This window comes from Buttiauxella noackiae, from assembly GCF_000737905.1.
Taxonomy (GTDB): domain Bacteria; phylum Pseudomonadota; class Gammaproteobacteria; order Enterobacterales; family Enterobacteriaceae; genus Buttiauxella; species Buttiauxella noackiae.
This window is the reverse complement of the sequence record NZ_JPRU01000002.1, coordinates 1,020,589-1,044,927: the sequence shown is the minus strand read 5'-3', so window position 1 is coordinate 1,044,927 and position 24,339 is coordinate 1,020,589. Positions and strand designations below refer to the sequence as shown.

Sequence of the window (24,339 nt, the reverse complement as noted above, 5' to 3'; positions counted from 1 at the left end):
CTTGAGTTTAAAAGAAGCTCGCTAATGTGAGTTAATAATATGTATATAAAAATAACTGTGAGTGTCATTAATATAACTGACGAATAGAGTTAAGTTACTTCTCTTTTGCCTTGTATCGCTTCAGGGATTTTTATGAATAACCTGTTGAAGTGTTAAATGAAAAAAGGAGAATGAGATCAGATAATTCGCAACAAAACTTATGGAGTGGCATGATTTGCGGTAAGATATGCCATTGAAAATGACAAGTGTATTTTTTTGGACATTATGAAACTCTATGTTTTACTGCGGGTTAGTATATAACCATTGTACTTTGGTAATTGTCCGTACTGCAAAAATGGCATAGAGAAAACTTTCATCGCACTTGCCCTCGTAACCACAAAAAGTTGAATAAATAAAACTCAGTTCTGAAGCAGGCTTACAATAATTACTCAGTTTTAATTTAAGTGACTAGAACAATAAGACGAATGTTTGTATGTTGGTTATGGCGGTATAATATTCCTGGAATATGTGAACTACATTATTGGTTCGTATACACAGGGATGCATGAAAAATAAAAAATCAGAACGACTGTCAGGATGACGGTTTGGTCCCTCGGGAGACGTTCTGTAAAAGGGAATTGCTTTATCTTTTTGATAAATCACAGCAATAAAACTAAGGCAGACTCGTAAGAGCAACCTACTAGTGAAAAAATTATGATTAACGCAAATCGTCCGATACTAAATCTCGACCTCGATCTGCTAAGGACTTTTGTTGCCGTAGCGGATTTGAATACTTTTGCTGCGGCGGCAGTTGCGGTTTGCCGTACGCAATCGGCTGTAAGCCAGCAGATGCAGCGTCTTGAACAGTTAGTAGGAAAAGAGCTCTTTGCCCGACATGGTCGAAATAAATTGCTGACCGAACATGGCATTCAGCTTCTGGGTTATGCGCGAAAAATTCTGCGTTTTAATGATGAAGCATGTACATCACTAATGTTTAGCAATTTGCAGGGTGTGCTCACGATTGGTGCATCTGATGAAACAGCCGATACCATTCTGCCATTCCTGCTTAACCGAATAAGCTCGGTTTACCCAAAGCTGGCGTTGGATGTGCGAGTTAAACGTAATCCATTTATGGTTGAAATGCTTAATCAGCAGGAAGTTGATTTGGTTGTCACCACATCAAAACCCGCGCATTTTGAATCCATTGTGTTACGTACCTCGCCAACTTTATGGTATTGCGCATCGGATTACGTTTTCCAGAAAGGTGAAACCGTACCTTTAGTTATGCTCGACGATCCGAGTCCTTACCGGGATATGATGCTTGAGCATTTGAATGCAGAGCGCATTCCATGGCGTATTGCGTATGTTGCTTCCACCCTTTCGGCAGTGCGTGCCGCAGTGAAAGCGGGCCTTGGTGTAACTGCCCGGCCTGTTGAAATGATGAGCCCTGAATTACGTGTACTGGGTAATGCTGATGGCTTACCGGTTATGCCAGATACCCAATACTTGCTCTGCCGTAATTTGCAGACCAGTAATGATTTGGCTCAGGCTATCTTTAGCGCTCTGGAATCAAACCCTAATCCATATCGTTACATGGCTTCGTCAGATGAAGATGATGACACTGTGCTCATGGAGCGTGATTTCGAGTAGCGCCTTCGGTTTGTTAGTAACAAAATATGAAATTCGAAAATAGGTCATTGAGGTCATTTTTTGGCTCAATGGCCTATTTTTTAATCATGGCAAGCTGTCATTATTACTAATTTGTAAAAACATGTTTTAAAACAATCTGCTTCACAGCGCCCTAGATACCTACCTTCTACGTACTTTCTTCGAGTCAACACTCGGTTAATTGTTAAAAAATACGCTGCAATGTTGTTGGTTTCCTGGATGGATTAACAGAAGCGTGTCTCAGATCAAGAAAATACTCCCTTCAGGGGGGATGAATAGTTGAGATTTCCTGCCAAAATAGAACGGTAGATATTTTTTTCCTCGTTAATGGACACGATTCACCTTCATTAAAATAGGGTTAATAATTCGGCATTACTGATTTTTAACGCACTAAATGTTAATGAAACTAGGCTCATGTAAATTAATGTGTGGATACTTTTGTTAAAGTTGACAAAAGGTTATAGAAAGGAGTAAAAAACCCCATCAATTTGCTGGTAAAGTTTTGATTCCAGCAGTTATTGTAAGGTTTATTGTTCCTCCCCATGAATCGATGTGGTGTTCATCTGCCAGCAAGAGCAGAGACTTTGGCGCCACTTTTGATGAGTAAGCAATGAGTATGTCAACATCCACTGAAGTTATCGCTCACCATTGGGCGTTCGCAGTCTTTCTTATTGTTGCCATAGGCCTGTGTTGCGTAATGCTTCTCGGGGCCTGGTTCCTTGGCGGGAGAGCTAAGGGCCGGCACAAAAACACTCCCTTCGAGTCAGGTATCGACTCAGTTGGTACAGCGCGCTTACGCCTTTCCGCGAAGTTTTACCTGGTTGCCATGTTCTTCGTTATCTTTGACGTGGAAGCCTTGTATCTCTATGCGTGGTCAGTTTCTATCCGTGAAAGCGGATGGGTAGGCTTCGTCGAGGCCGCAATTTTCATTTTAGTGCTACTGGCAGGCCTGGTGTATCTGGTGCGCATTGGCGCGCTTGATTGGACTCCTGCGCGTTCGCGCCGCGCCCAAATCAACCCGGAAACCGACAGTATTACTAACCGTCATACGCAGTGATAATGAGGCAATAAGATGGACTATACGCTCACCCGCATAGACCCCGACGGTGAGAACGACCGTTACCCCCTGCAAAAACAGGAGATCGTAACCGATCCCCTTGACCAAGAAATCAACCGCAGTGTGTACATGGGCAAGCTCGAACATGCTATGCACGATATGGTGAACTGGGGTCGTAAAAACTCAATCTGGCCTTATAACTTTGGCCTTTCGTGCTGCTACGTTGAGATGGTGACCTCGTTTACCGCCGTTCATGACGTGGCACGTTTTGGTGCCGAAGTTCTGCGTGCTTCCCCGCGTCAGGCCGACCTGATGGTTATTGCAGGAACCTGCTTTACCAAAATGGCTCCCGTTATTCAGCGTCTGTATGACCAAATGCTTGAGCCAAAATGGGTTATCTCGATGGGTGCCTGTGCCAACTCAGGCGGTATGTACGACATCTATTCTGTAGTCCAAGGCGTGGATAAATTCCTGCCGGTAGATGTTTACATCCCAGGCTGCCCGCCGCGCCCTGAAGCCTACATGCAGGCTCTGATGTTGCTGCAAGAATCTATTGGTAAAGAGCGTCGTCCACTCTCCTGGGTGGTTGGCGATCAAGGTGTATATCGCGCCAACATGCAATCAGAGCGCGAGCGCAAACGTGGCGAGCGTATTGCTGTCACCAACTTGCGGACACCAGACGAGATTTAATTTGCGCCTGTAGGCAGTGTGAGTTTACTTCGCATATTAATAATACTAGCGCGGAGCCACTGCTGACAGTCACCACAGTACCATTTGCAATGGTGAGAATTATGACCGATTTAACTGCGCATGATGCCAACCAGGAAGCCTGGCAAACCCGTGACCATTTAGATGATCCGGTTATTGGCGAACTGCGTAACCGTTTTGGGCCGGATGCTTTTACTGTTCAGCCAACCCGCACTGGAGTTCCGGTGGCCTGGGTTAAGCGTGAACAATTACTGGAAGTGGTCGATTTCTTAAAGAAATTACCGAAGCCCTACGTCATGTTGTTCGATTTACACGGCATGGACGAACGTCTCCGTACCCACCGCAACGGTTTACCGGCTGCGGATTTTTCCGTTTTCTACCACCTGATTTCCATCGACCGCAACCGCGATATCATGCTCAAGGTGGCGCTGTCTGAAAACGACCTGAACGTGCCAACGGTAACCAAACTCTTCCCGAACGCTAACTGGTATGAGCGTGAAACCTGGGAAATGTTTGGCATCACCTTTAATGGTCACCCGCACCTGACGCGCATCATGATGCCGCCAACGTGGGAAGGCCATCCGCTGCGTAAAGATTACCCGGCGCGTGCCACCGAGTTCGATCCGTTTGAATTAACCAAACAGAAAGAAGACCTCGAGATGGAAGCGTTGACCTTCAAGCCTGAAGATTGGGGCATGAAGCGCAGCAGCGAGCATGAAGATTTCATGTTCCTGAACCTTGGTCCAAACCACCCATCCGCGCACGGTGCATTTCGTATTGTCCTGCAACTCGACGGTGAAGAAATTGTCGATTGCGTTCCGGATATCGGTTACCACCACCGTGGTGCTGAGAAGATGGGTGAGCGTCAGTCCTGGCACAGCTACATTCCGTATACCGACCGTATCGAGTACCTCGGCGGATGCGTAAACGAAATGCCATACGTGCTGGCGGTTGAAAAGCTAGCGGGTATCAAGGTTCCTGAACGTGTTGACGTTATCCGCGTCATGCTGTCTGAACTATTCCGTATCAACAGCCACCTGCTTTACATCTCCACGTTTATTCAGGACGTGGGCGCAATGACTCCGGTGTTCTTCGCCTTTACCGACCGTCAGAAAATTTACGATCTGGTCGAAGCTATTACCGGTTTCCGTATGCACCCGGCCTGGTTCCGTATCGGTGGTGTAGCACACGACTTGCCAAACGGTTGGGAACGCCTGCTCAAAGAGTTCCTCGACTGGATGCCAAAACGTCTGGATTCCTACGAGAAAGCTGCGCTGCGCAACACCATCCTGAAAGGTCGTTCTCAGGGCGTTGCGGCTTACGGTAAGAAAGAGGCGTTGGAGTGGGGCACCACGGGTGCTGGCCTGCGTGCAACCGGTATCGACTTCGATATCCGTAAAGCACGCCCATATTCTGGCTATGAAAACTTCGACTTCGAAATTCCGGTCGGCGGTGGCATCAGCGACTGCTACACCCGTGTGATGTTGAAAGTTGAAGAACTTCGCCAGAGCTTGCGCATTCTTGATCAGTGCCTGAAAAACATGCCTGCTGGCCCGTTCAAAGCTGACCACCCGCTGACAACGCCGCCACCGAAAGAGCGCACGCTGCAACATATCGAGACCCTGATCACTCACTTCCTGCAAGTTTCGTGGGGCCCGGTTATGCCGGCTAACGAATCCTTCCAGATGATTGAGGCGACGAAAGGGATTAACAGTTACTACCTGACCAGTGACGGCAGCACTATGAGCTACCGTACCCGTATTCGCACCCCGAGCTTTGCGCATTTGCAGCAAATCCCGTCAGCGATTCGTGGCAGCCTGGTTTCTGACCTGATTGTCTATCTGGGTAGTATCGATTTTGTAATGTCTGATGTGGATCGCTAACTATGCACGATAAACAACAACCCCAGGCAGAAGCCTTTGAGCTGAGTCAATTCGAGCGTGATGCGATTGAGCAAGAAAAACATCATTACGAAGATGCTCGCGCAGCCTCTATCGAAGCGCTAAAGATTGTTCAGAAGCAGCGTGGTTGGGTGCCAGACGGCGCTATTTATGCCATCGCTGAAGTTCTGGGCATTCCAGCAAGCGACGTAGAAGGTGTTGCCACATTCTATAGCCAGATTTTCCGCCAGCCGGTAGGCCGCCACGTTATTCGCTATTGCGATAGCGTGGTTTGCCACATTACAGGCTACCAGGGCATTCAATCTGCTATTGAAGCAAAACTGAACATCAAACCGGGTCAAACCACGTTTGATGGACGCTTTACCCTGCTGCCAACCTGCTGTCTGGGTAACTGCGACAAAGGGCCGACCATGATGATTGATGAGGACACTCACAGCCATCTGACGCCGGAAGCGATCCCTGATTTGCTGGAGCAGTACAAATGAAAACCATTATTCGTACTGCCGAAACCCATCCGCTGACATGGCGGTTGCGCGATGATAAACAGCCGGTCTGGCTGGATGAATATCGCAGCAAAAACGGCTACGAAGGTGCGCGTTTGGCTCTGACTGGCCTCGCACCAGATGAAGTCGTCAACCGTGTTAAAGACGCCGGTCTTAAAGGGCGCGGCGGCGCAGGCTTCTCCACCGGGCTTAAGTGGAGCCTGATGCCGAAAGACGAGTCCATGAACATCCGTTACCTGCTGTGTAACGCTGATGAAATGGAGCCGGGCACCTACAAAGACCGCCTGCTGATGGAGCAATTGCCTCATCTGCTGGTGGAAGGCATGCTGATTTCAGCGTTCGCGCTGAAAGCGTATCGCGGCTACATCTTCCTGCGAGGCGAATACATCGAAGCGGCAGTGCATTTGCGCCGTGCGATTGCCGAAGCAACAGAAGCGGGCTTGCTGGGTAAAAACATTCTCGGTTCAGGTTTTGATTTTGAGCTGATCGTGCATACCGGTGCCGGGCGTTATATCTGCGGTGAAGAAACCGCGCTGATTAACTCCCTCGAAGGCCGTCGTGCGAACCCACGTTCAAAACCACCATTCCCTGCATCAAGCGGCGTATGGGGCAAACCAACTTGCGTAAACAACGTTGAAACGCTGTGTAACGTCCCGGCGATTCTGGCGAACGGCGTGGAGTGGTACCAGGGCATTTCTACCAGCAAAGATGCTGGCACTAAGCTGATGGGCTTCTCTGGTCGCGTGAAAAACCCAGGCGTCTGGGAATTACCGTTCGGCACTACCGCACGTGAAATTCTCGAAGATTACGCGGGTGGCATGCGCGATGGACTGAAATTTAAAGCCTGGCAACCGGGTGGGGCAGGGACTGACTTCCTGACCGAATCGCATCTTGATCTGCCGATGGAATTCGAAAGCATCGGCAAAGCAGGCAGCCGTTTAGGTACCGCACTGGCGATGGCCGTAGACCATGAAATTGGTATGGTTCCGCTGGTTCGTAACCTGGAAGAGTTCTTTGCCCGCGAATCTTGCGGCTGGTGTACACCGTGCCGTGATGGTTTGCCGTGGAGCGTAAAAATTCTGCGTGCGCTTGAGCGTGGCGAAGGCCAGCCAGGGGATATCGAAACACTTGAGCAACTGTGTCGATTCCTTGGTCCAGGTAAAACCTTCTGTGCGCATGCGCCAGGTGCGGTTGAACCATTGCAGAGCGCGATTAAATATTTCCGCGAAGAATTCGAAGCAGGCATTGCCAAACAAGATTTCGGTAACACCCGTGCCATTAGTGGCATTCAACCGAACTTGTTAAAAGCACGCTGGTGATATCTGTGCTGATAAAGGCGCAGGTAAGAAAAATTTTATAATTAACTGGAAGCATGCTGACTATGGCTACGATTCATGTAGACGGCAAAGAATATGAGGTAAACGGGTCAGACAACCTGCTACAAGCATGTCTGTCACTCGGCCTCGATATTCCTTATTTTTGCTGGCACCCGGCGCTAGGCAGCGTCGGTGCTTGCCGCCAGTGCGCGGTGAAGCAATATCAGAACGCAGAAGATCTTCGCGGCCGCCTGGTGATGTCTTGTATGACACCGGCCTCGGACGGCACGTTCATCTCTATTGATGACAGCGAAGCCAAAGAGTTCCGTGAAAGCGTCGTGGAATGGTTGATGACCAACCACCCACACGACTGTCCGGTTTGTGAAGAAGGCGGCAACTGCCATTTGCAAGATATGACGGTAATGACCGGTCATAGCTTCCGTCGCTATCGTTTCACTAAACGTACTCATCGTAATCAGGATCTCGGCCCGTTCATCTCTCACGAAATGAACCGCTGTATCGCCTGTTACCGCTGCGTGCGTTACTACAAAGATTATGCTGACGGCACCGATTTAGGTGTTTATGGCGCGCACGATAACGTCTACTTCGGTCGCCCGGAAGACGGCACGCTTGAGAGCGAATTCTCCGGTAACCTGGTTGAAATCTGCCCGACCGGCGTGTTCACGGACAAAACTCACTCCGAGCGTTATAACCGTAAGTGGGACATGCAGTTTGCACCAAGCATTTGCCAGCAGTGCAGCATCGGCTGTAACACCAGCCCTGGCGAGCGTTACGGTGAGTTGCGTCGTATTGAAAACCGCTATAACGGCACCGTGAACCACTACTTCCTGTGTGACCGTGGGCGCTTTGGTTATGGCTACGTTAACCTGAAGGATCGTCCACGTCAGCCGATCCAACGTCGTGGCGACGATCTGATCACCCTGAATGCAGAACAAGCGATGCAGGGCGCGGCGGATATTCTGCGCCAGTCGAAGAAAGTGATCGGTATCGGATCCCCACGTGCAAGTGTTGAAAGCAACTTTGCGCTACGTGAGCTAGTGGGTGCGGACAACTTCTACACTGGTATTGCAACCGGTGAGCAAGCTCGTCTGCAACTGATGCTCAAAGTGTTGCAGGAAAGCGGCATTCACACTCCGGCACTGCGTGAAATCGAAACCTACGATGCGGTTCTGGTGCTCGGCGAAGACATTACTCAGACCGGCGCACGCGTTGCGCTGGCTGTGCGTCAGGCAGTGAAAGGCAAATCACGTGAAATGGCAGCAGCGCAGAAAGTCGCTGACTGGCAGATCGCGGCGATCATGAACATCGGCCAGCACGCGAAACACCCGCTGTTCGTCACAAACATTGACAGCACTCGTCTTGATGACATCGCCGCATGGACTTACCGTGCGCCGGTTGAAGATCAGGCGCGTCTGGGCTTTGCGATTGCCAATGCGCTGGATAGCAACTCCCCGGCAGTTGAACTTGATCGCGACTTGAAAAACAAAGTTGACGTGATCGTTCAGGCGCTGGCGGGTGCGAAAAAACCATTGATCGTCTCCGGTACTAACGCGGGTAGCGAAGCGGTGATTCAGGCGGCAGCAAACGTTGCTAAAGCACTGAAAGGTCGTGGTGCCGATGTTGGTATTACGATGGTTGCGCGCGCGGTAAACAGCGTTGGCCTTGGCCTGATTGGTGGCGGTTCGCTTGAAGAAGCGTTGAGCGAACTGGAAAGTGGTGCTGCCGATGCGGTAGTGGTGCTGGAAAACGATCTGCATCGCCATGCTTCTGCGGCACGCGTTGACGCAGCACTTTCTAAAGCGCCGCTGGTGATGGTTATCGACCATCAGCGCACTGCTATTATGGACAAAGCCCATCTGGTGCTTTCCACCGCAAGCTTCGCTGAAAGCGACGGCACGGTTATCAACAATGAAGGCCGCGCACAGCGTTTCTTCCAGGTTTATGACCCGGCTTACTACGACCATTCCGTTGTGATGCTGGAAAGCTGGCGCTGGTTGCATTCTCTGCACAGCACGGTTGAAAGCCGTGAAGTGGACTGGACGCAGCTTGATGATGTTATCGATGCCTGTGTGAAAGCGCTGCCACAACTGGCCGGGATCAAAGATGCGGCACCTGATGCCAGCTTCCGCATCCGTGGTCAGAAACTGTCGCGTTCTCCAATCCGCTCTAGTGGTCGTACGGCTATGCGCGCCAACATTAGCGTGCACGAACCGCGTCAGCCACAGGATAAAGACACGATGTTCGCCTTCTCTATGGAAGGGAACAACAGCCCGTCAGCAAATCGTCAGCAAATCCCATTCGCATGGGCACCAGGCTGGAACTCACCTCAGGCGTGGAACAAATTCCAGGCTGAAGTGGGTGGCAAACTGCGTCACGGCGACCCGGGTGTGCGTCTGATTGAAGCGTCCGACACGGGTATTGATTACTTCACTGACGTGCCGGAAATCTTCCATGCAGAAGAAGGGAAATGGCGTATTGCGCCGTACTACCATCTGTTTGGCAGCGATGAAATGTCACAGCGTTCGCCGATCTTCCAGAGCCGTATGGCTGAGCCGTATATCAAACTGAACCCGGCTGACGCTGCAAAACTGGGCGTTAACGCAGGTAGCCTGATTTCGTTCAGCTATGAAGGGCAAACCTTGAGTCTGCCGCTGCAACTTTCCGAAGGGCTGGCAGCAGGACAGGTTGGTTTACCGATGGGTATGCCTGGCATTGCCCCGGTACTGGCGGGTGCTCGTCTTGAAAATCTTCAGGAGGCTGGCCAATGAGTTGGTTAACACCGGACGTTATCGACATTCTGCTGAGCATTCTCAAAGCGGTCGTTATCCTGCTGGTCGTGGTGACCTGCGGCGCGTTCATGAGTTTTGGTGAGCGTCGCTTGCTGGGCCTGTTCCAGAACCGTTACGGGCCAAACCGTGTTGGCTGGGGCGGCTCGCTCCAGTTAGTTGCGGACATGATCAAGATGTTCTTCAAAGAAGACTGGACTCCGCGCTTTGCGGACCGCGTCATCTTTACCCTGGCTCCGATGATTGCCTTTACCTCGCTGTTGCTTGCCTTCGCTATTGTGCCGGTAAGCCCAGGCTGGGTTGTTGCAGATCTGAACATTGGTATTTTGTTCTTCCTGATGCTGGCGGGCCTTGCGGTGTATGCCGTTTTGTTTGCAGGCTGGTCAAGTAACAACAAATACTCGCTGTTGGGGGCGATGCGTGCATCAGCACAAACCCTTAGCTACGAAGTGTTCATTGGTCTTTCAATGATGGGCGTTGTCGCGCAGGCGGGATCGTTCAATATGAGCGATATCGTTAATAATCAGGCTGATTTGTGGAACGTGATTCCACAGTTCTTTGGCTTTATTACTTTCGCTATCGCAGGCGTTGCGGTTTGTCACCGTCACCCATTCGACCAACCAGAAGCCGAGCAGGAACTAGCCGATGGCTATCACATCGAATATTCCGGCATGAAATTTGGCCTGTTCTTCGTGGGTGAATACATCGGTATCGTGACGGTTTCTGCCCTGATTGTGACGCTGTTCTTTGGTGGCTGGCATGGCCCGTGGTTACCTCCGTTCATCTGGTTTGCGCTGAAAACCGCGTTCTTCATGATGATGTTCATTTTGATCCGTGCAGCATTGCCTCGTCCTCGTTATGACCAGGTGATGTCGTTTGGCTGGAAAGTATGCCTGCCACTGACACTGGTCAATCTGCTGGTGACCGCCGCGGTCATTCTCTATCAGGCACCATAAGGGGTGAAAAAACCATGACATTGAAAGAGTTAGCGGTTGGTTTCGGCACCCAGGTACGCAGTATCTGGATGATCGGTCTGCACGCGTTTGCCAAACGCGAAACGCAGATGTATCCGGAAGAACCCGTATATTTACCGCCACGTTACCGTGGCCGCATCGTGTTGACGCGCGATCCCGACGGTTCCGAGCGCTGCGTTGCCTGTAACCTGTGTGCGGTAGCTTGCCCTGTAGCCTGTATCTCTTTGCAAAAAGCAGAAACGAAAGATGGCCGCTGGTATCCAGAGTTCTTCCGCATCAACTTCTCACGCTGCATCTTCTGTGGCCTGTGCGAAGAAGCGTGCCCAACAACAGCTATTCAGCTCACGCCAGATTTCGAACTGGGTGAGTTTAAGCGCCAGGATTTGGTGTACGAAAAAGAGGACCTGCTGATCTCCGGTCCGGGTAAATACCCGGAATATAACTTCTACCGGATGGCAGGTATGGCAATCGACGGCAAAGATAAGGGCGAAGCGGAAAACGAAGCCAAGCCTATCGACGTCAAAGGCCTATTACCTTAAAGGAGCAAGGCAATGGAATTCGCTTTTTATATTTGCGCACTCGTCGCGGTTGGGACCACCCTCAGGGTGATCACGCATACCAACCCGGTGCATGCCTTGCTGTATTTGATCATCTCGTTGTTGGCTATCTCCGGTGTGTTCTTCTCGCTGGGGGCTTATTTTGCCGCTGCGCTGGAGATTATCGTTTACGCCGGTGCCATCATGGTGTTGTTCGTCTTTGTGGTGATGATGCTGAACCTCGGTGGTTCGGTCATTGAACAAGAGCGTCAATGGTTGAAACCGCAGTTGTGGATTGGACCAGGGATTTTGTCAGCCATCCTGCTTTCAGTACTGATTTACGCAATCCAGGGTCTGAACGAGCAGGGAATTGACGGTACACCTGTAAGTGCAAAAGCGGTGGGTATTGCGCTGTTCGGACCGTATGTTCTGGCAGTGGAATTAGCCTCAATGCTGCTGCTGGCAGGTCTGGTTGTTGCCTTCCACCTCGGTCGTGAAGATCGTCCGGGTGAAGTGCTGAGCAACCGCCAGGCTGACGCAGCCGCGAAAAGAAAAACGGAGGAGCACGTATGATCCCGCTGCAACATGGACTAATCCTCGCTGCCATTTTGTTCGTATTGGGGCTGACGGGGCTTGTGATTCGTCGCAACCTGCTTTTCATGCTAATTAGCCTGGAAGTGATGATTAACGCTGCTGCCCTCGCGTTTGTGGTTGCTGGCAGTTACTGGGGCCAGGCTGATGGCCAGGTGATGTATATTCTCGCGATTAGCTTAGCTGCAGCAGAAGCCAGTATTGGCCTCGCACTGTTATTGCAGCTTCATCGTCGTCGCCAGAGCCTGAATATCGATTCAGTAAGTGAGATGCGTGGATGAACCTTCTCTGGTTAACCATTCTTTTGCCTTTTATTGGCTTTTTATTATTGGCGTTCTCTCGCGGTCGTTGGTCAGAAAACCTTTCTGCAACGGTTGGCGTTGGCTCGGTGGGGCTGGCGGCGTTAGTCACCGCGATTGCCGGAGTTGATTTCTTTAACAACGAAAGAGAAGCTTTTAGCCAGCCGCTCTGGACCTGGATGTCAGTTGGTGATTTCAACATCGGCTTTAATCTGATCCTCGATGGTTTATCGCTGACCATGCTTTCTGTGGTAACGGGTGTTGGCTTCCTCATCCACATGTACGCATCCTGGTATATGCGTGGAGAAGAGGGCTATTCCCGTTTCTTCGCTTACACCAACTTGTTTATCGCAAGCATGGTTGTTCTGGTGCTTGGCGATAACCTGCTGCTGATGTACCTCGGCTGGGAAGGCGTGGGTCTGTGCTCATACCTGCTGATTGGTTTCTACTATACCGATCCGAAGAACGGCGCTGCAGCGATGAAAGCGTTTGTCGTGACCCGCGTGGGCGATGTGTTCCTCGCTTTCGCACTGTTCATTCTTTACAACGAACTGGGCACGCTGAACTTCCGCGAAATGGTTGAACTGGCTCCGCAGCACTTTGCGGCCGGTAACCAGATGCTGATGTGGGCAACTCTGATGCTGTTAGGCGGCGCGGTAGGTAAATCTGCTCAGTTGCCATTGCAGACCTGGCTTGCAGATGCGATGGCTGGCCCAACGCCAGTTTCAGCGCTGATCCACGCAGCGACCATGGTTACCGCAGGTGTCTACCTGATTGCACGTACTCACGGCCTGTTCCTGCTGACGCCTGAAGTGCTGCATTTAGTGGGTATCGTTGGTGCGGTGACGCTGGTGATGGCAGGCTTTGCAGCACTGGTACAAACCGATATCAAACGTGTGCTGGCATACTCGACCATGAGCCAGATCGGCTACATGTTCCTTGCGCTGGGCGTACAAGCGTGGGATGCGGCGATTTTCCACCTGATGACGCACGCGTTCTTTAAAGCGTTGCTGTTCCTGTCATCCGGTTCGGTGATTCTTGCCTGCCACCACGAACAAAACATCTTCAAAATGGGTGGCCTGCGTAAGTCCATTCCGCTGGTGTATATCTGCTTCCTGGTCGGCGGTGCTGCATTGTCTGCGTTGCCTCTCATTACTGCGGGCTTCTTCAGTAAGGATGAGATTCTGGCCGGGGCGATGGCGAATGGTCATGTGAACCTGATGGTTGCAGGTCTGGTCGGTGCGTTTATGACCTCACTGTATACCTTCCGTATGATCTTCATCGTCTTCCACGGTAAAGAGCAAATTCACGCTCATGCGCTGAAAGGCATTACTCATAACCTGCCGCTGATTGTGCTGCTGGTGCTGTCCACTTTCGTTGGCGCAATGATTGTTCCGCCGCTTGCAGGCGTTCTGCCAGCGACGACAGAACTTGCGCACGGTAGCGTGCTTGCACTTGAGATAACTTCAGGCGTTGTCGCTATCGCCGGTATCCTGATTGCAGCATGGCTGTGGCTGGGCAAACGTACCCTGGTAACGGCGATTGCCAATAGCGCACCTGGCCGCTTCTTCGGTACCTGGTGGTTCCATGCCTGGGGCTTCGATTGGCTTTACGACAAAGTCTTTGTTAAGCCATTCCTGGGTATCGCCTGGCTTATCAAGAGCGATCCGTTGAATTCACTGATGAACATTCCGGCAGTTCTTTCACGCTTTGCAGGTCGCGGCCTGTTGGTGAGCGAGAACGGTTATCTGCGCTGGTATGTGGCATCAATGAGTATCGGTGCGGTCGTGGTTGTAGGCTTGCTGCTGGTATTGCGCTAATTCAACATTCCCTCCTCTCGCTAAGGGGAGGGAATGTGAGTGATGTTTTGGTTTATTTTGACTTAGGGACACAAATGCCATGCTATTACCCTGGCTGATACTAATCCCCTTTATTGGCGGCTTCTTCTGCTGGCAAACAGAGCGCTTCGGCGTAAAAGTGCCACGTTGGATTGCGCTGGTAACGATGGGACTGACACTGGCTCTCTCGCTGCAACTGTGGTTAGCCGGTGGCTATTCACTGACGCAATCCGCTGGTTTGCCGCAGTGGCAGTCTGAATTTATCCTCCCGTGGATCCCACGCTTTGGGATAACCATCCACCTTGCGCTGGACGGTTTATCTTTACTGATGGTGGTGCTCACCGGTCTGCTCGGCGTGCTGGCTGTACTGTGCTCATGGAATGAAATCGAAAAATATCAGGGCTTTTTCCACCTCAACCTGATGTGGATCCTCGGTGGCGTTATCGGCGTGTTCCTTGCCATCGACATGTTCCTGTTCTTCTTCTTCTGGGAAATGATGCTGGTGCCGATGTACTTCCTGATAGCACTGTGGGGCCACAAAGCCTCCGACGGGAAGACACGTATTACCGCCGCAACCAAGTTCTTCATCTATACCCAGGCAAGCGGCCTGGTGATGTTGATTGCAATTCTTGGTCTGGTGTTCGTGCACTACAATTCAACCGGTGTGTGGACGTTTAACTACGAACAACTACTGCATACCGAAATGTCCCATGGTGTTCAGTGGCTGTTGATGTTGGGCTTCTTCATTGCGTTTGCAGTGAAAATGCCAGTTGTTCCATTGCATGGCTGGTTGCCAGATGCGCATTCCCAGGCACCAACGGCAGGTTCTGTTGATCTCGCAGGTATCTTGCTGAAAACCGCAGCCTACGGTCTGTTGCGTTTTGCACTGCCACTGTTCCCGGAAGCGTCCGCTGAATTTGCACCGATTGCCATGTGGCTGGGTGTTATCGGCATCTTCTACGGTGCGTGGATGGCCTTCGCACAAACTGATATCAAACGTCTGATTGCTTACACTTCCGTTTCCCACATGGGCTTTGTATTGATTGCCATTTATACCGGCAGCCAACTGGCTTATCAGGGTGCGGTGATTCAGATGATTGCTCACGGTCTTTCTGCGGCTGGTATGTTCATCATCTGTGGTCAGATTTACGAGCGTTTGCACACGCGTGATATGCGTCTGATGGGCGGCCTGTGGAACAAAATTAAATGGCTGCCAGGTCTGTCGTTATTCTTTGCAGTGGCAACGCTGGGTATGCCGGGCACCGGTAACTTCGTTGGCGAATTCATGATTCTGTTCGGCAGCTACCATGTCGTGCCAATGATTACCATTATCTCGACCTTCGGTCTGGTCTTTGCCTCAGTTTATTCTCTGGCGATGATTCATCGTGCTTACTTCGGTAAAGCTAAAAGCGAAATCAGTGATAAACAACTGGCAGGTATGTCGCTGCGTGAGTTCTTTATCATCCTGTTGCTGGTGGTGTTGTTAGTCCTGCTGGGCTTCTACCCGCAGCCAATTCTGGATACTTCGCATGCCGCGATGAGCAATATTCAGCAGTGGTTTACCAGTTCAATTCCAACTACAAGGCCGTAATTCGCCATGACTATAACTCCTCAACAATTGATCGCGCTGCTACCGCTGCTCGTCGTCGGATTGACGGTGGTGGTTGTGATGCTCTCCATAGCGTGGCGACGCGACCATTTTGTCAATGCAACACTGGCTGTTGTCGGCCTTAACGCAGCACTGGTTTCGCTCTGGTTTGTGGGCCAGGCGGGCGCGATGGATGTCACGCCGCTGATGCGCGTTGATGGCTATGCGATGCTCTACACTGGACTGGTTCTGCTGGCGAGCCTTGCGACTTGTACGTTTGCTTATCCGTGGCTTCAGGGTTATACCGACAACCGCGAAGAGTTTTACCTGCTGGTGCTGATTGCAGCCCTGGGCGGTATTCTGCTGGCAAACGCAAACCATCTTGCGGCATTGTTCCTCGGTATTGAACTGATTTCCCTGCCGCTGTTTGGCTTGATTGGTTATGCCTTCCGCCAGAAACGGTCGCTTGAAGCGAGCATCAAATACACCATCTTGTCTGCGGCAGCCTCTTCATTCCTGCTGTTCGGTATGGCACTGGTATATGCAGAATCAGGCGACCTGTCGTTTGTGAGCCTCGGTAAGAGCCTGGCAGACAACATGCTGCACGAACCTCTGCTGCTTGCGGGTCTGGGTCTGATGATTGTTGGCCTTGGCTTTAAACTGTCACTGGTTCCATTCCACTTGTGGACACCAGATGTTTACCAGGGTGCTCCGGCTCCAGTTTCCACTTTCCTGGCAACCGCCAGCAAAATCGCCATCTTTGGTGTGGTAATGCGTCTGTTCCTCTACGCGCCAGTTGGCGATAGCGAAGCAGTTCGTGTGGTACTGGGGATTATCGCCTTTATCTCCATCATCTTCGGTAACCTGATGGCATTGAGCCAGACCAATATCAAGCGTCTGCTTGGTTACTCGTCTATCTCACACCTCGGTTACTTGCTGGTGGCATTGATTGCGCTGCAAAGCGGAAACATGTCGATGGAAGCGGTAGGTGTTTATCTGGCAGGTTATCTGTTCAGCAGCCTCGGCGCGTTCGGCGTGGTTAGCCTGATGTCCAGCCCGTACCGTGGCCCGGATGCAGATTCTCTGTACTCCTACCGTGGTCTGTTCTGGCACAAGCCGATTTTGTCAGCGGTAATGACCGTGATGATGCTCTCACTTGCGGGTATCCCAATGACGCTGGGCTTCATCGGTAAGTTCTATATCATTGCCGTTGGTGTGCAGTCTCACCTGTGGTGGCTGACCGGTGCTGTGGTGCTGGGTAGTGCTATTGGTTTGTACTACTACCTGCGTGTGACGGTGAGTTTGTACCTGAACGCACCGCAACAGCCGGGCCGCGATGCACCAACGAACTGGGCGTTTACTGCTGGCGGTGTAGTGGTTCTGATCTCTGCCGTGCTGGTGTTGTTGCTGGGTGTTTACCCGCAACCGCTCATCACGCTGGTGCGTCTGGCAACACCAATGATGTAACAGTCAGATTTGTCGGGTTGCTACCCGATAACCCGACTTACGTAAAGGCTACCCAATCGGGTAGCCTTTTTGATTTACGGCTTTGCTACACTTAGTTAAATGCCGCATCAATAATTGTATTCTGTTAATTAAACATGGAGTTGTATGGCCACGCATCTGGTCTGGTTTCGTAATGATTTACGGGTGAATGACAATCTGGCGCTGGCTGCGGCGTGCCGTGACCCTCACTCACATGTAATAGCCATTTTTATCGCAACTCCGCGTCAATGGCAGCAACATGAAATGTCGCCACGGCAGGCTGAATTCATATGGCAGCATTTGCAGTGCTTGCATACCTCTCTTGCTGAGCGTGGCATCGAACTGTCTATTCACCAGGTGGATGGCTTTGATGAGTCAGTCGAATATCTGAAAAACTTCTGTGAAGCGCGGAAAGTCGACGCCTTGTTTTACAATTATCAATATGAGCTCAATGAACGGCGACGTGATGCGGCTGTAGAAAAGATGCTGGGCCGCGAAGTGGTTTGCCAGGGCTTTGATGATAGCGTTTTACTGCCGCCGGGAAGCATTACCACCGGTAATAACGAGATGTACAAAGTCTTTACGCCATTTAGTAAAGCGTTCATCAAGCGGCTGCATGAAGGATTGCCGGAATGTGTATCGGCGCCGAAAGCTCGCGAAGGCATGTTGCCTGAACCTGACAAACTGACGGCGTTTGATTATCCGCTCCAGCCCGCAGACGTAAACCTTTTCCCGGTTGGCGAACAGCAGGCTATTCACCAACTACGCCAATTTTGCGGCCAGCCGGTGGTTGCTTACGCGGAGCAGCGTGATCTCCCCTCACTCGACGGAACCAGTCGTCTATCGGCATATATGGCTATTGGCGTGCTTTCGCCACGCCAATGTTTGCACCGCTTACTGAAAAATCATCCTCAGGCTCTGGATGGAGGTGCAGGAACGGTTTGGTTAAATGAGCTTATCTGGCGTGAGTTTTACCGCCATTTACTGGTTGCATGGCCGAAACTTTGCCGCCATCAGCCGTTTATCCCATGGACAGATAACGTTGTCTGGCGGCAAGATGAAACACAGCTTATGGCCTGGCAACAAGGCCGCACGGGTTTCCCCATTGTCGATGCGGCAATGCGGCAGTTGAACACCACGGGGTGGATGCACAACCGTCTACGTATGGTAGTGGCAAGTTTTTTGGTTAAAGACTTACTCATCGACTGGCGGTGCGGTGAACGCTACTTTATGTCACAACTGATAGACGGCGACCTGGCCGCAAACAATGGTGGCTGGCAATGGGCGGCCTCGACCGGCACTGATGCCGCGCCTTATTTTCGTATCTTCAACCCGACAACTCAGGGCGAGCGCTTTGATGGGAAAGGGGAGTTTATCCGCCAGTGGCTGCCAGAACTGAACGCTGTGCCGGATAAATACATTCATACCCCCTGGATTTGGGCTGATAAACAGCCCCTGACGCTGGACTATCCGCGCCCCATTGTTGACCATAAACAAGCACGTATCGCGACACTTGCCGCTTATGAAGCGGCCCGTAAACCTCAAGAGAAAGATGATGAAAAATAGCGAACTGGAACGCCTGATTAACGAAAAACTCAACAGCGCTGCTATCAGTGATTACGCGCCTAATGGCTTGCAGGTCGAAGGGCGCGAAGAAGTCCGCAAAATCGTTACCGGTGTGACCGCAAGCCAGGCGCTGATTGACGAAGCAGTGCGCCAACAGGCCGATGCGGTGATTGTTCACCATGGCTACTTCTGGAAAGGTGAGTCTCCGGTGATCCGTGGTATGAAACGCAACCGCCTGAAAGCACTGCTCAGCAACGACATCAATTTATACGGCTGGCATTTGCCGCTTGATGCACATCCGCAGCTTGGCAATAACGCTCAATTAGGTGCGTTGCTAGGGATTGAAACCAAAGGTGAGATTGAACCCCTGGTGCCATGGGGGGAGCTTCCAACTCCGCTTTCGGGCGTAGAGCTGGCTTCGTGGATTGAGATGCGTCTTGGTCGTACACCGCTGTGGAGCGGTGATACTGGTCCTGAACAAATTCGCCGTGTCGCCTGGTGTACTGGCGGCGGGCAAAGTTTCATTGATAGCGCGGCACGTTTTGGCGTTGATGCGTTTATTACCGGTGAAGTTTCAGAGCAGACGATTCATTCTGCACGTGAACAAGGTCTGCATTTCTATGCGGCCGGGCATCACGCTACGGAACGTGGCGGTATTCAGGCATTGAGTGACTGGCTCAATAGCGAGACAGATTTGGAAGTGACCTTTATCGATATTCCGAACCCGGCATAACGTCAGACCGAGGAGCAAAAGTGCAAAGAGCGCGGTGTTATCTGTTAGGCGAAAGTGCAGTAGTTCTTGAATTGGAACCACCTTTATCGCTGGAAAGCCAGCAACGAATCTGGGGGTTAACCCAGCGTCTACTGGAATCTCCCGCTGTTTCAGAAGTGATTCCGGGAATGAACAATATCACTGTGGTGCTCCGTGAACCGCAAAGCCTGGCGCTGGATGGTATTGAGCGGCTCCAGCGCTGGTGGGAGGAGAGCGAGGCAATGGTGGTTGAATCCCGCCGCATTGATATTCCGGTAATTTATGGTGGCAGTTTTGGCCCTGATTTAGACGAAGTCGCAGGGCATTGCGGCTTATCGGCACGCCAGGTTGTGGAGCTGCATTCATCCGTTGATTACATTGTCTATTTTCTCGGTTTTCAACCGGGGTTTGCCTATCTTGCAGGCCTTGCTCCCACTCTTTCCACCCCACGTCGTGCTGAGCCACGTCTGATGGTTCCTGCAGGCTCATTAGGTATTGGTGGCAGCCAGACGGGTATTTATCCGCTAGCAACGCCCGGTGGTTGGCAGCTTATCGGCCAGACGTCGTTGAGATTATTTAATCCTGCTGATGACGTGCCCACATTATTGGTGCCAGGAGATACAGTCCGCTTCGTGCCTCAAAAGGAGGGCGTATGCTGAAAATAATCCGTGCTGGAATGCATATGTCGATACAAGATGCAGGGCGTTTTGGTTATCGGCAATTGGGCGTTAGCCGCTGTGGTGCTCTTGACACTCCAGCATTAAAAATTGCGAATTTGCTGGTGGGGAATGCCCCAGATAGTGCTGCGCTGGAAATCACGCTCGGTCATTGTGTTGTTGAATTCACCAGGGATGGCTGGTTTGCGTTAACAGGCGCAGGAAGCCACGCGGAACTGGATGGCCATGCGGTCTGGACTGGCTGGCGGCTGCCAGTGAAAGCAGGGCAGCAATTAAGGCTCAAAGCGCCTGAGCGAGGTATGCGTAGCTATCTTGCTGTCGCAGGTGGGCTGGATGTTCCAGAAATACTGGGCTCTTATAGTACCGATCTCAAAGCGAAAATTGGCGGTATCGAAGGGCGTTTACTCAAAGATGGCGATGAAATTCCACTATTACCGTCAACCCGACGGTTCCGGGAGTCACGCGGCGTAAAGCAGCTCTTGTGGGGGAATCGTATTCGTGCGCTGGCGGGCCCGGAATATCAGGAGTTTACTCACACCTCGCAAGATGCATTCTGGCGTTTACCGTGGCAGCTAAGCCCGCAAAGTAACCGTATGGGTTATCGCATGCAGGGACAGCGGCTTGAGCGCACTACCGATCGCGAGTTGTTGTCGCATGGTTTGCTGCCGGGAGTAGTACAGGTGCCGCATAATGGGCAGCCTATTGTGCTTATGAACGATGCGCAGACGACCGGTGGTTATCCAAGGATTGCCTGTGTGATCGAAGCTGATATGTTTAACCTTGCGCAATTACGTTTAGGAGAGCCGGTTCATTTCGTGCAATGCACGCTGGAAGAGGCGCTGAAAGCGCGTCGTGAGCAGCAAATTTATCTTGAGCAACTGGCCTGGCGGCTGAATAACGAAGACTAATTTTCAAGGGCAAAGAGATGCCAGAAGGTCCAGAAATAAGGCGAGCAGCGGATAAACTCGAAGCCGCCGTTTTAAATAAAGCGCTAACCGAAGTCTGGTTTGCATTTCCTGAGTTGAAACCGTTTGAATCCATGCTAGTTGGCGAAAAAGTCGAACGAATAGAAACTCGAGGCAAAGCGTTGCTGACGCACTTCTCCAACGGCAAAATCCTGTATAGCCATAACCAGCTTTATGGTGTCTGGCGTGTGATTGATAGCGGTGAGATCCCACAAACCACGCGTGTGTTGCGCGTAAAGTTACAAACTGCCGATAAGACTATTTTGCTCTACAGCGCTTCGGACATCGACATACTCGACCAGGAACAACTGGCGGAACATCCATTTTTAAAACGAGTGGGACCAGATGTATTGGATATGACGCTGACAGCTCCACAAGTCAAAGAACGTTTATTATCTGCGCGATTTCGTAATCGTCAATTCAGCGGATTATTGCTTGACCAGGCGTTTCTTGCGGGGCTTGGAAACTATCTGCGGGTAGAAATTCTTTGGATTGTTGGATTGCTGGGGCACCGCAAAGCCCGGGATTTAACGTCTGATCAGCTCGATAAACTGTCTCATGCGCTACTGGATATTCCGCGTTTGTCATACAACACGCGTGGTCATGTGGATGAAAACAGACATCATGGGGCTATTTTTAGCTTCAGGGTATTTCATCGTGCTGGGGAGAAATGCGAGCGCTGTGGCAGCACCATTGAAAAAACCATGCTCGCATCGCGGCCTTTTTACTGGTGTCCTGGCTGTCAGCATTAAATTATCCGGAAGATACCGATTATCTCACAGGGCGGAGATCGGGTATATTGCCACCCAGATCACAAAAATCCCTTAAAGGAAGACGCCGTACTATGAGTTATCGTTTCACCCTGACTGCCCTGGCAGCCGTTTTTGCCCTGACGGGATGCGCAAAATCAAATACCGCCGAGCAGGCACCGGCTTTCGATTTTGGCTCCTCGCGGGTGACCGTGACGCATATCCCGACGAAAACCGACGATGGCACCCAAATCTATGTGACCGTTGACGACAAAGATGCCGGTGCGCTGGGGACTGGTGAGAGTCTTGAGCTTCAACTGCCAGAGGGCAAACATAAAGTCGGCGGCTATGCCCGTACGCTGATTGGTCGCGTAACCATATCGCCTGTCGAAGTGTCGACATCAAGCGATGTTATCAGCCATGTGACGTATTCTATTGCGAATAGCAAACCGACATTTATCGTCCGTGCGTCAACTCCGGTTCCGAAACCGAAGTCAGAAACGATTCCGGTAGAATCTGTTCCGGTTATTGAGCAGCAAATTGAAGAACCAGCTACGGCCGAACAAACGCAGACTGCTGAACCAGTAGCAGCTCAAGCAATGCCAACAGTAACACCTGCAGCACCAGTAGCAGCTCAAGAAACGCCAGTTGTCACACCTGACACGCCAGCAACGACGCAGGAAACTCAGATGCCGAAAGTCACCGAACTGACCCCAACAACTCCGTCGCAGACAGAAACCCAAACATCGACACCGCAGGGTGTGAGTATTACGAATCTGACGGATACCCCGCAGGCATAACGCTGACAAATTCCAGGATTGCAGCTCAGGCAACGATCTCTATACTGAAACAAAACAATAAGCTCTGCTCTAAAAGACAAAACCCCGCGTTAAACGCGGGGTTCATCAACTGCTTTAAACTCTCCCGGAAGGAGAGAGTTTACGATTACTTTTTCTTCAAATCAGATTTGAAATCACGCTGTTCGTAGCCAGTATACAACTGACGTGGGCGGGCAATTTTAATGCCGTCATCGTGCATTTCATTCCAGTGCGCAATCCAGCCAACAGTACGCGCCATCGCGAAGATAACGGTAAACATGGAAGATGGAATACCCATCGCTTTCAGGATAATGCCTGAGTAGAAGTCCACGTTCGGGTAGAGTTTCTTCTCAATGAAGTACGGGTCGTTAAGCGCGATATGCTCAAGTTCCATCGCCACTTCAAGCAGATTGTTATCTTTCAGATTCAGCTCTTTGAGAACTTCATGGCAGGTTTCACGCATCACTGTGGCACGCGGGTCGTAGTTTTTGTACACGCGGTGGCCAAAGCCCATCAGGCGGAAAGAGTCATTCTTATCTTTCGCACGACGAACGAATTCAGGAATGTGTTCAACACTGCTGATCTCTTCAAGCATCTTCAGTGCTGCTTCGTTAGCACCACCGTGCGCAGGCCCCCACAGGGATGCGATACCGGCTGCGATACAAGCAAATGGGTTAGCGCCACTTGAGCCAGCAGTACGAACAGTTGATGTGGACGCGTTTTGCTCGTGGTCTGCGTGCAGGATCAAAATGCGGTCCATTGCACGTTCCAGAATTGGGTTAACTTCGTATTTCTCACACGGTGTGGAGAACATCATATTCAGGAAGTTACCAGCATAAGACAGGTCGTTGCGTGGATAAACGAACGGTTGCCCTATTGAATATTTGTAGCACATTGCTGCCATGGTTGGCATTTTGGACAACAGGCGGAACGCGGCAATCTCGCGATGGCGCGGGTTATTCACGTCCATGGAGTCATGATAAAACGCCGCCAGCGCACCGGTCACACCACACATCACAGCCATCGGGTGGGAGTCACGACGGAAACCGTGGAACAAACGGGTGATTTGTTCGTGGATCATGGTGTGACGAGTGACGGTGGTTTTAAATTCTTCGTATTGTTCCTGAGTCGGTTTTTCGCCGTTTAGCAGGATATAGCAGACTTCAAGATAATTGGAGTGTGTTGCCAGTTGATCTATCGGGAAACCACGATGCAGCAAGATACCTTCATCACCGTCGATAAAGGTGATTTTTGATTCGCACGATGCGGTAGAGGTAAAACCCGGGTCAAAAGTAAACACGCCTTTAGAACCAAGACTACGGATATCAATTACATCCTGACCGAGAGTGCCTTTTAGCACATTCAGTTCCAGAGCATCATCACCGTTATAGGTGAGAGTTGCTTTTTTATCAGACATTTACGGTCTCCTTAGCGCCTTATTTCATAAGACTGCGGGTGCCCGACTTGCTTTCAAACCAACCGTGACGCTTACCAGTTTTTTATTTGGCTCTCAGCTCTGTTTTGATATCAGTGTAACGCAGGGTACAGAGCAATGGGCGCTTGC

At 51.1% G+C, this 24,339-nt stretch carries 21 protein-coding genes; 20 read left to right on the top strand and 1 reads right to left on the bottom strand.

What is annotated here, in order from left to right; translation table 11 throughout:
• Positions 1 to 692 precede the first annotated feature (692 nt).
• The 20 genes from lrhA to IX31_RS13150 all read left to right on the top strand — a co-directional run bounded on the left by lrhA (position 693) and on the right by IX31_RS13150 (position 22,757).
• The gene (gene lrhA, locus IX31_RS13245) at positions 693 to 1,628 is read left to right on the top strand and encodes a transcriptional regulator LrhA (RefSeq protein WP_034458808.1); all 936 of its coding nucleotides are present in this window, start codon (positions 693 to 695) and stop codon (positions 1,626 to 1,628) included.
• A 628-nt stretch (positions 1,629 to 2,256) separates the two neighbouring features.
• Positions 2,257 to 2,703 carry an NADH-quinone oxidoreductase subunit NuoA gene (gene nuoA / locus IX31_RS13240; protein WP_034458806.1) on the top strand — a complete coding sequence of 149 codons (447 nt, stop codon included), beginning with the start codon at positions 2,257 to 2,259 and terminating at the stop codon, positions 2,701 to 2,703.
• 15 nt (positions 2,704 to 2,718) lie between these two features.
• A complete protein-coding gene (gene nuoB, locus IX31_RS13235; protein ID WP_034458804.1) occupies positions 2,719 to 3,393 on the top strand; it encodes an NADH-quinone oxidoreductase subunit NuoB in 675 nt (224 codons plus the stop codon).
• Positions 3,394 to 3,482: 89 nt separating this feature from the next.
• Entirely contained in the window at positions 3,483 to 5,294 is a 1,812-nt protein-coding gene (gene nuoC / locus IX31_RS13230) for an NADH-quinone oxidoreductase subunit C/D (RefSeq protein WP_122974017.1), read from the top strand.
• A gap of 2 nt (positions 5,295 to 5,296) precedes the next feature.
• Positions 5,297 to 5,797, top strand: a complete 501-nt coding sequence (nuoE, locus tag IX31_RS13225; RefSeq protein ID WP_034458801.1) for an NADH-quinone oxidoreductase subunit NuoE — start codon at positions 5,297 to 5,299, stop codon at positions 5,795 to 5,797.
• On the top strand, positions 5,794 to 7,134 hold the full coding sequence (gene nuoF / locus IX31_RS13220; protein WP_034458799.1) for an NADH-quinone oxidoreductase subunit NuoF: 1,341 nt from the start codon (positions 5,794 to 5,796) through the stop codon (positions 7,132 to 7,134). Before nuoE ends, nuoF begins: the two co-directional genes overlap by 4 nt.
• Positions 7,135 to 7,196: 62 nt before the next feature.
• Complete coding sequence (nuoG, locus tag IX31_RS13215; RefSeq protein ID WP_034460083.1) at positions 7,197 to 9,920, top strand: NADH-quinone oxidoreductase subunit NuoG; 2,724 nt, start codon at positions 7,197 to 7,199, stop codon at positions 9,918 to 9,920.
• Positions 9,917 to 10,894 (top strand): NADH-quinone oxidoreductase subunit NuoH, encoded by a 978-nt coding sequence (gene nuoH, locus IX31_RS13210; RefSeq protein ID WP_034458797.1) that lies wholly within the window; start codon positions 9,917 to 9,919, stop codon positions 10,892 to 10,894. The genes nuoG and nuoH overlap by 4 nt, the downstream gene beginning before the upstream one ends.
• A 14-nt stretch (positions 10,895 to 10,908) precedes the next feature.
• Positions 10,909 to 11,451 (top strand): NADH-quinone oxidoreductase subunit NuoI, encoded by a 543-nt coding sequence (nuoI, locus tag IX31_RS13205; RefSeq protein ID WP_034458795.1) that lies wholly within the window; start codon positions 10,909 to 10,911, stop codon positions 11,449 to 11,451.
• Between the two features lie 12 nt (positions 11,452 to 11,463).
• A complete protein-coding gene (gene nuoJ, locus IX31_RS13200) occupies positions 11,464 to 12,021 on the top strand; it encodes an NADH-quinone oxidoreductase subunit J (protein WP_034458793.1) in 558 nt (185 codons plus the stop codon).
• The gene (gene nuoK, locus IX31_RS13195) at positions 12,018 to 12,320 is read left to right on the top strand and encodes an NADH-quinone oxidoreductase subunit NuoK (protein ID WP_034458791.1); all 303 of its coding nucleotides are present in this window, start codon (positions 12,018 to 12,020) and stop codon (positions 12,318 to 12,320) included. The genes nuoJ and nuoK overlap by 4 nt, the downstream gene beginning before the upstream one ends.
• A complete protein-coding gene (gene nuoL / locus IX31_RS13190) occupies positions 12,317 to 14,158 on the top strand; it encodes an NADH-quinone oxidoreductase subunit L (RefSeq protein ID WP_034458789.1) in 1,842 nt (613 codons plus the stop codon). Before nuoK ends, nuoL begins: the two co-directional genes overlap by 4 nt.
• 79 nt (positions 14,159 to 14,237) lie before the next feature.
• Positions 14,238 to 15,767, top strand: coding sequence for an NADH-quinone oxidoreductase subunit M (gene nuoM / locus IX31_RS13185; RefSeq protein ID WP_034458788.1), 1,530 nt, complete (start codon positions 14,238 to 14,240; stop codon positions 15,765 to 15,767).
• A gap of 6 nt (positions 15,768 to 15,773) precedes the next feature.
• Positions 15,774 to 17,231 carry an NADH-quinone oxidoreductase subunit NuoN gene (gene nuoN / locus IX31_RS13180; RefSeq protein ID WP_034458787.1) on the top strand — a complete coding sequence of 486 codons (1,458 nt, stop codon included), beginning with the start codon at positions 15,774 to 15,776 and terminating at the stop codon, positions 17,229 to 17,231.
• Between the two features lie 144 nt (positions 17,232 to 17,375).
• Entirely contained in the window at positions 17,376 to 18,815 is a 1,440-nt protein-coding gene (gene phrB / locus IX31_RS13175) for a deoxyribodipyrimidine photo-lyase (protein WP_034458786.1), read from the top strand.
• Positions 18,805 to 19,548 carry a type 2 GTP cyclohydrolase I gene (locus IX31_RS13170; RefSeq protein ID WP_034458785.1) on the top strand — a complete coding sequence of 248 codons (744 nt, stop codon included), beginning with the start codon at positions 18,805 to 18,807 and terminating at the stop codon, positions 19,546 to 19,548. Before phrB ends, IX31_RS13170 begins: the two co-directional genes overlap by 11 nt.
• A 20-nt stretch (positions 19,549 to 19,568) precedes the next feature.
• Complete coding sequence (pxpB, locus tag IX31_RS13165; protein ID WP_034458784.1) at positions 19,569 to 20,225, top strand: 5-oxoprolinase subunit PxpB; 657 nt, start codon at positions 19,569 to 19,571, stop codon at positions 20,223 to 20,225.
• The gene (gene pxpC / locus IX31_RS13160) at positions 20,219 to 21,151 is read left to right on the top strand and encodes a 5-oxoprolinase subunit PxpC (RefSeq protein ID WP_034458783.1); all 933 of its coding nucleotides are present in this window, start codon (positions 20,219 to 20,221) and stop codon (positions 21,149 to 21,151) included. The genes pxpB and pxpC overlap by 7 nt, the downstream gene beginning before the upstream one ends.
• Before the next feature lie 17 nt (positions 21,152 to 21,168).
• Entirely contained in the window at positions 21,169 to 21,960 is a 792-nt protein-coding gene (gene nei, locus IX31_RS13155) for an endonuclease VIII (RefSeq protein ID WP_034458781.1), read from the top strand.
• Between the two features lie 92 nt (positions 21,961 to 22,052).
• Entirely contained in the window at positions 22,053 to 22,757 is a 705-nt protein-coding gene (locus IX31_RS13150) for a hypothetical protein (RefSeq protein WP_034458779.1), read from the top strand.
• 145 nt (positions 22,758 to 22,902) lie between these two features.
• On the opposite strand, the gene IX31_RS13145 is transcribed toward IX31_RS13150, so the two are convergent.
• Complete coding sequence (locus tag IX31_RS13145) at positions 22,903 to 24,192, bottom strand: citrate synthase (protein WP_034458778.1); 1,290 nt, start codon at positions 24,190 to 24,192, stop codon at positions 22,903 to 22,905.
• Between the last annotated feature and the right edge of the window lie 147 nt (positions 24,193 to 24,339).

Coding starts and splice junctions, on each gene's coding strand:
- lrhA (WP_034458808.1), top strand. CDS start 693: ATGATTAACGCAAATCGTCCGATACTAAATCTCGACCTCGATCTGCTA.
- nuoA (WP_034458806.1), top strand. CDS start 2,257: ATGAGTATGTCAACATCCACTGAAGTTATCGCTCACCATTGGGCGTTC.
- nuoB (WP_034458804.1), top strand. CDS start 2,719: ATGGACTATACGCTCACCCGCATAGACCCCGACGGTGAGAACGACCGT.
- nuoC (WP_122974017.1), top strand. CDS start 3,483: ATGGTGAGAATTATGACCGATTTAACTGCGCATGATGCCAACCAGGAA.
- nuoE (WP_034458801.1), top strand. CDS start 5,297: ATGCACGATAAACAACAACCCCAGGCAGAAGCCTTTGAGCTGAGTCAA.
- nuoF (WP_034458799.1), top strand. CDS start 5,794: ATGAAAACCATTATTCGTACTGCCGAAACCCATCCGCTGACATGGCGG.
- nuoG (WP_034460083.1), top strand. CDS start 7,197: ATGGCTACGATTCATGTAGACGGCAAAGAATATGAGGTAAACGGGTCA.
- nuoH (WP_034458797.1), top strand. CDS start 9,917: ATGAGTTGGTTAACACCGGACGTTATCGACATTCTGCTGAGCATTCTC.
- nuoI (WP_034458795.1), top strand. CDS start 10,909: ATGACATTGAAAGAGTTAGCGGTTGGTTTCGGCACCCAGGTACGCAGT.
- nuoJ (WP_034458793.1), top strand. CDS start 11,464: ATGGAATTCGCTTTTTATATTTGCGCACTCGTCGCGGTTGGGACCACC.
- nuoK (WP_034458791.1), top strand. CDS start 12,018: ATGATCCCGCTGCAACATGGACTAATCCTCGCTGCCATTTTGTTCGTA.
- nuoL (WP_034458789.1), top strand. CDS start 12,317: ATGAACCTTCTCTGGTTAACCATTCTTTTGCCTTTTATTGGCTTTTTA.
- nuoM (WP_034458788.1), top strand. CDS start 14,238: ATGCTATTACCCTGGCTGATACTAATCCCCTTTATTGGCGGCTTCTTC.
- nuoN (WP_034458787.1), top strand. CDS start 15,774: ATGACTATAACTCCTCAACAATTGATCGCGCTGCTACCGCTGCTCGTC.
- phrB (WP_034458786.1), top strand. CDS start 17,376: ATGGCCACGCATCTGGTCTGGTTTCGTAATGATTTACGGGTGAATGAC.
- IX31_RS13170 (WP_034458785.1), top strand. CDS start 18,805: ATGAAAAATAGCGAACTGGAACGCCTGATTAACGAAAAACTCAACAGC.
- pxpC (WP_034458783.1), top strand. CDS start 20,219: ATGCTGAAAATAATCCGTGCTGGAATGCATATGTCGATACAAGATGCA.
- nei (WP_034458781.1), top strand. CDS start 21,169: ATGCCAGAAGGTCCAGAAATAAGGCGAGCAGCGGATAAACTCGAAGCC.
- IX31_RS13150 (WP_034458779.1), top strand. CDS start 22,053: ATGAGTTATCGTTTCACCCTGACTGCCCTGGCAGCCGTTTTTGCCCTG.
- IX31_RS13145 (WP_034458778.1), bottom strand. CDS start 24,192: ATGTCTGATAAAAAAGCAACTCTCACCTATAACGGTGATGATGCTCTG.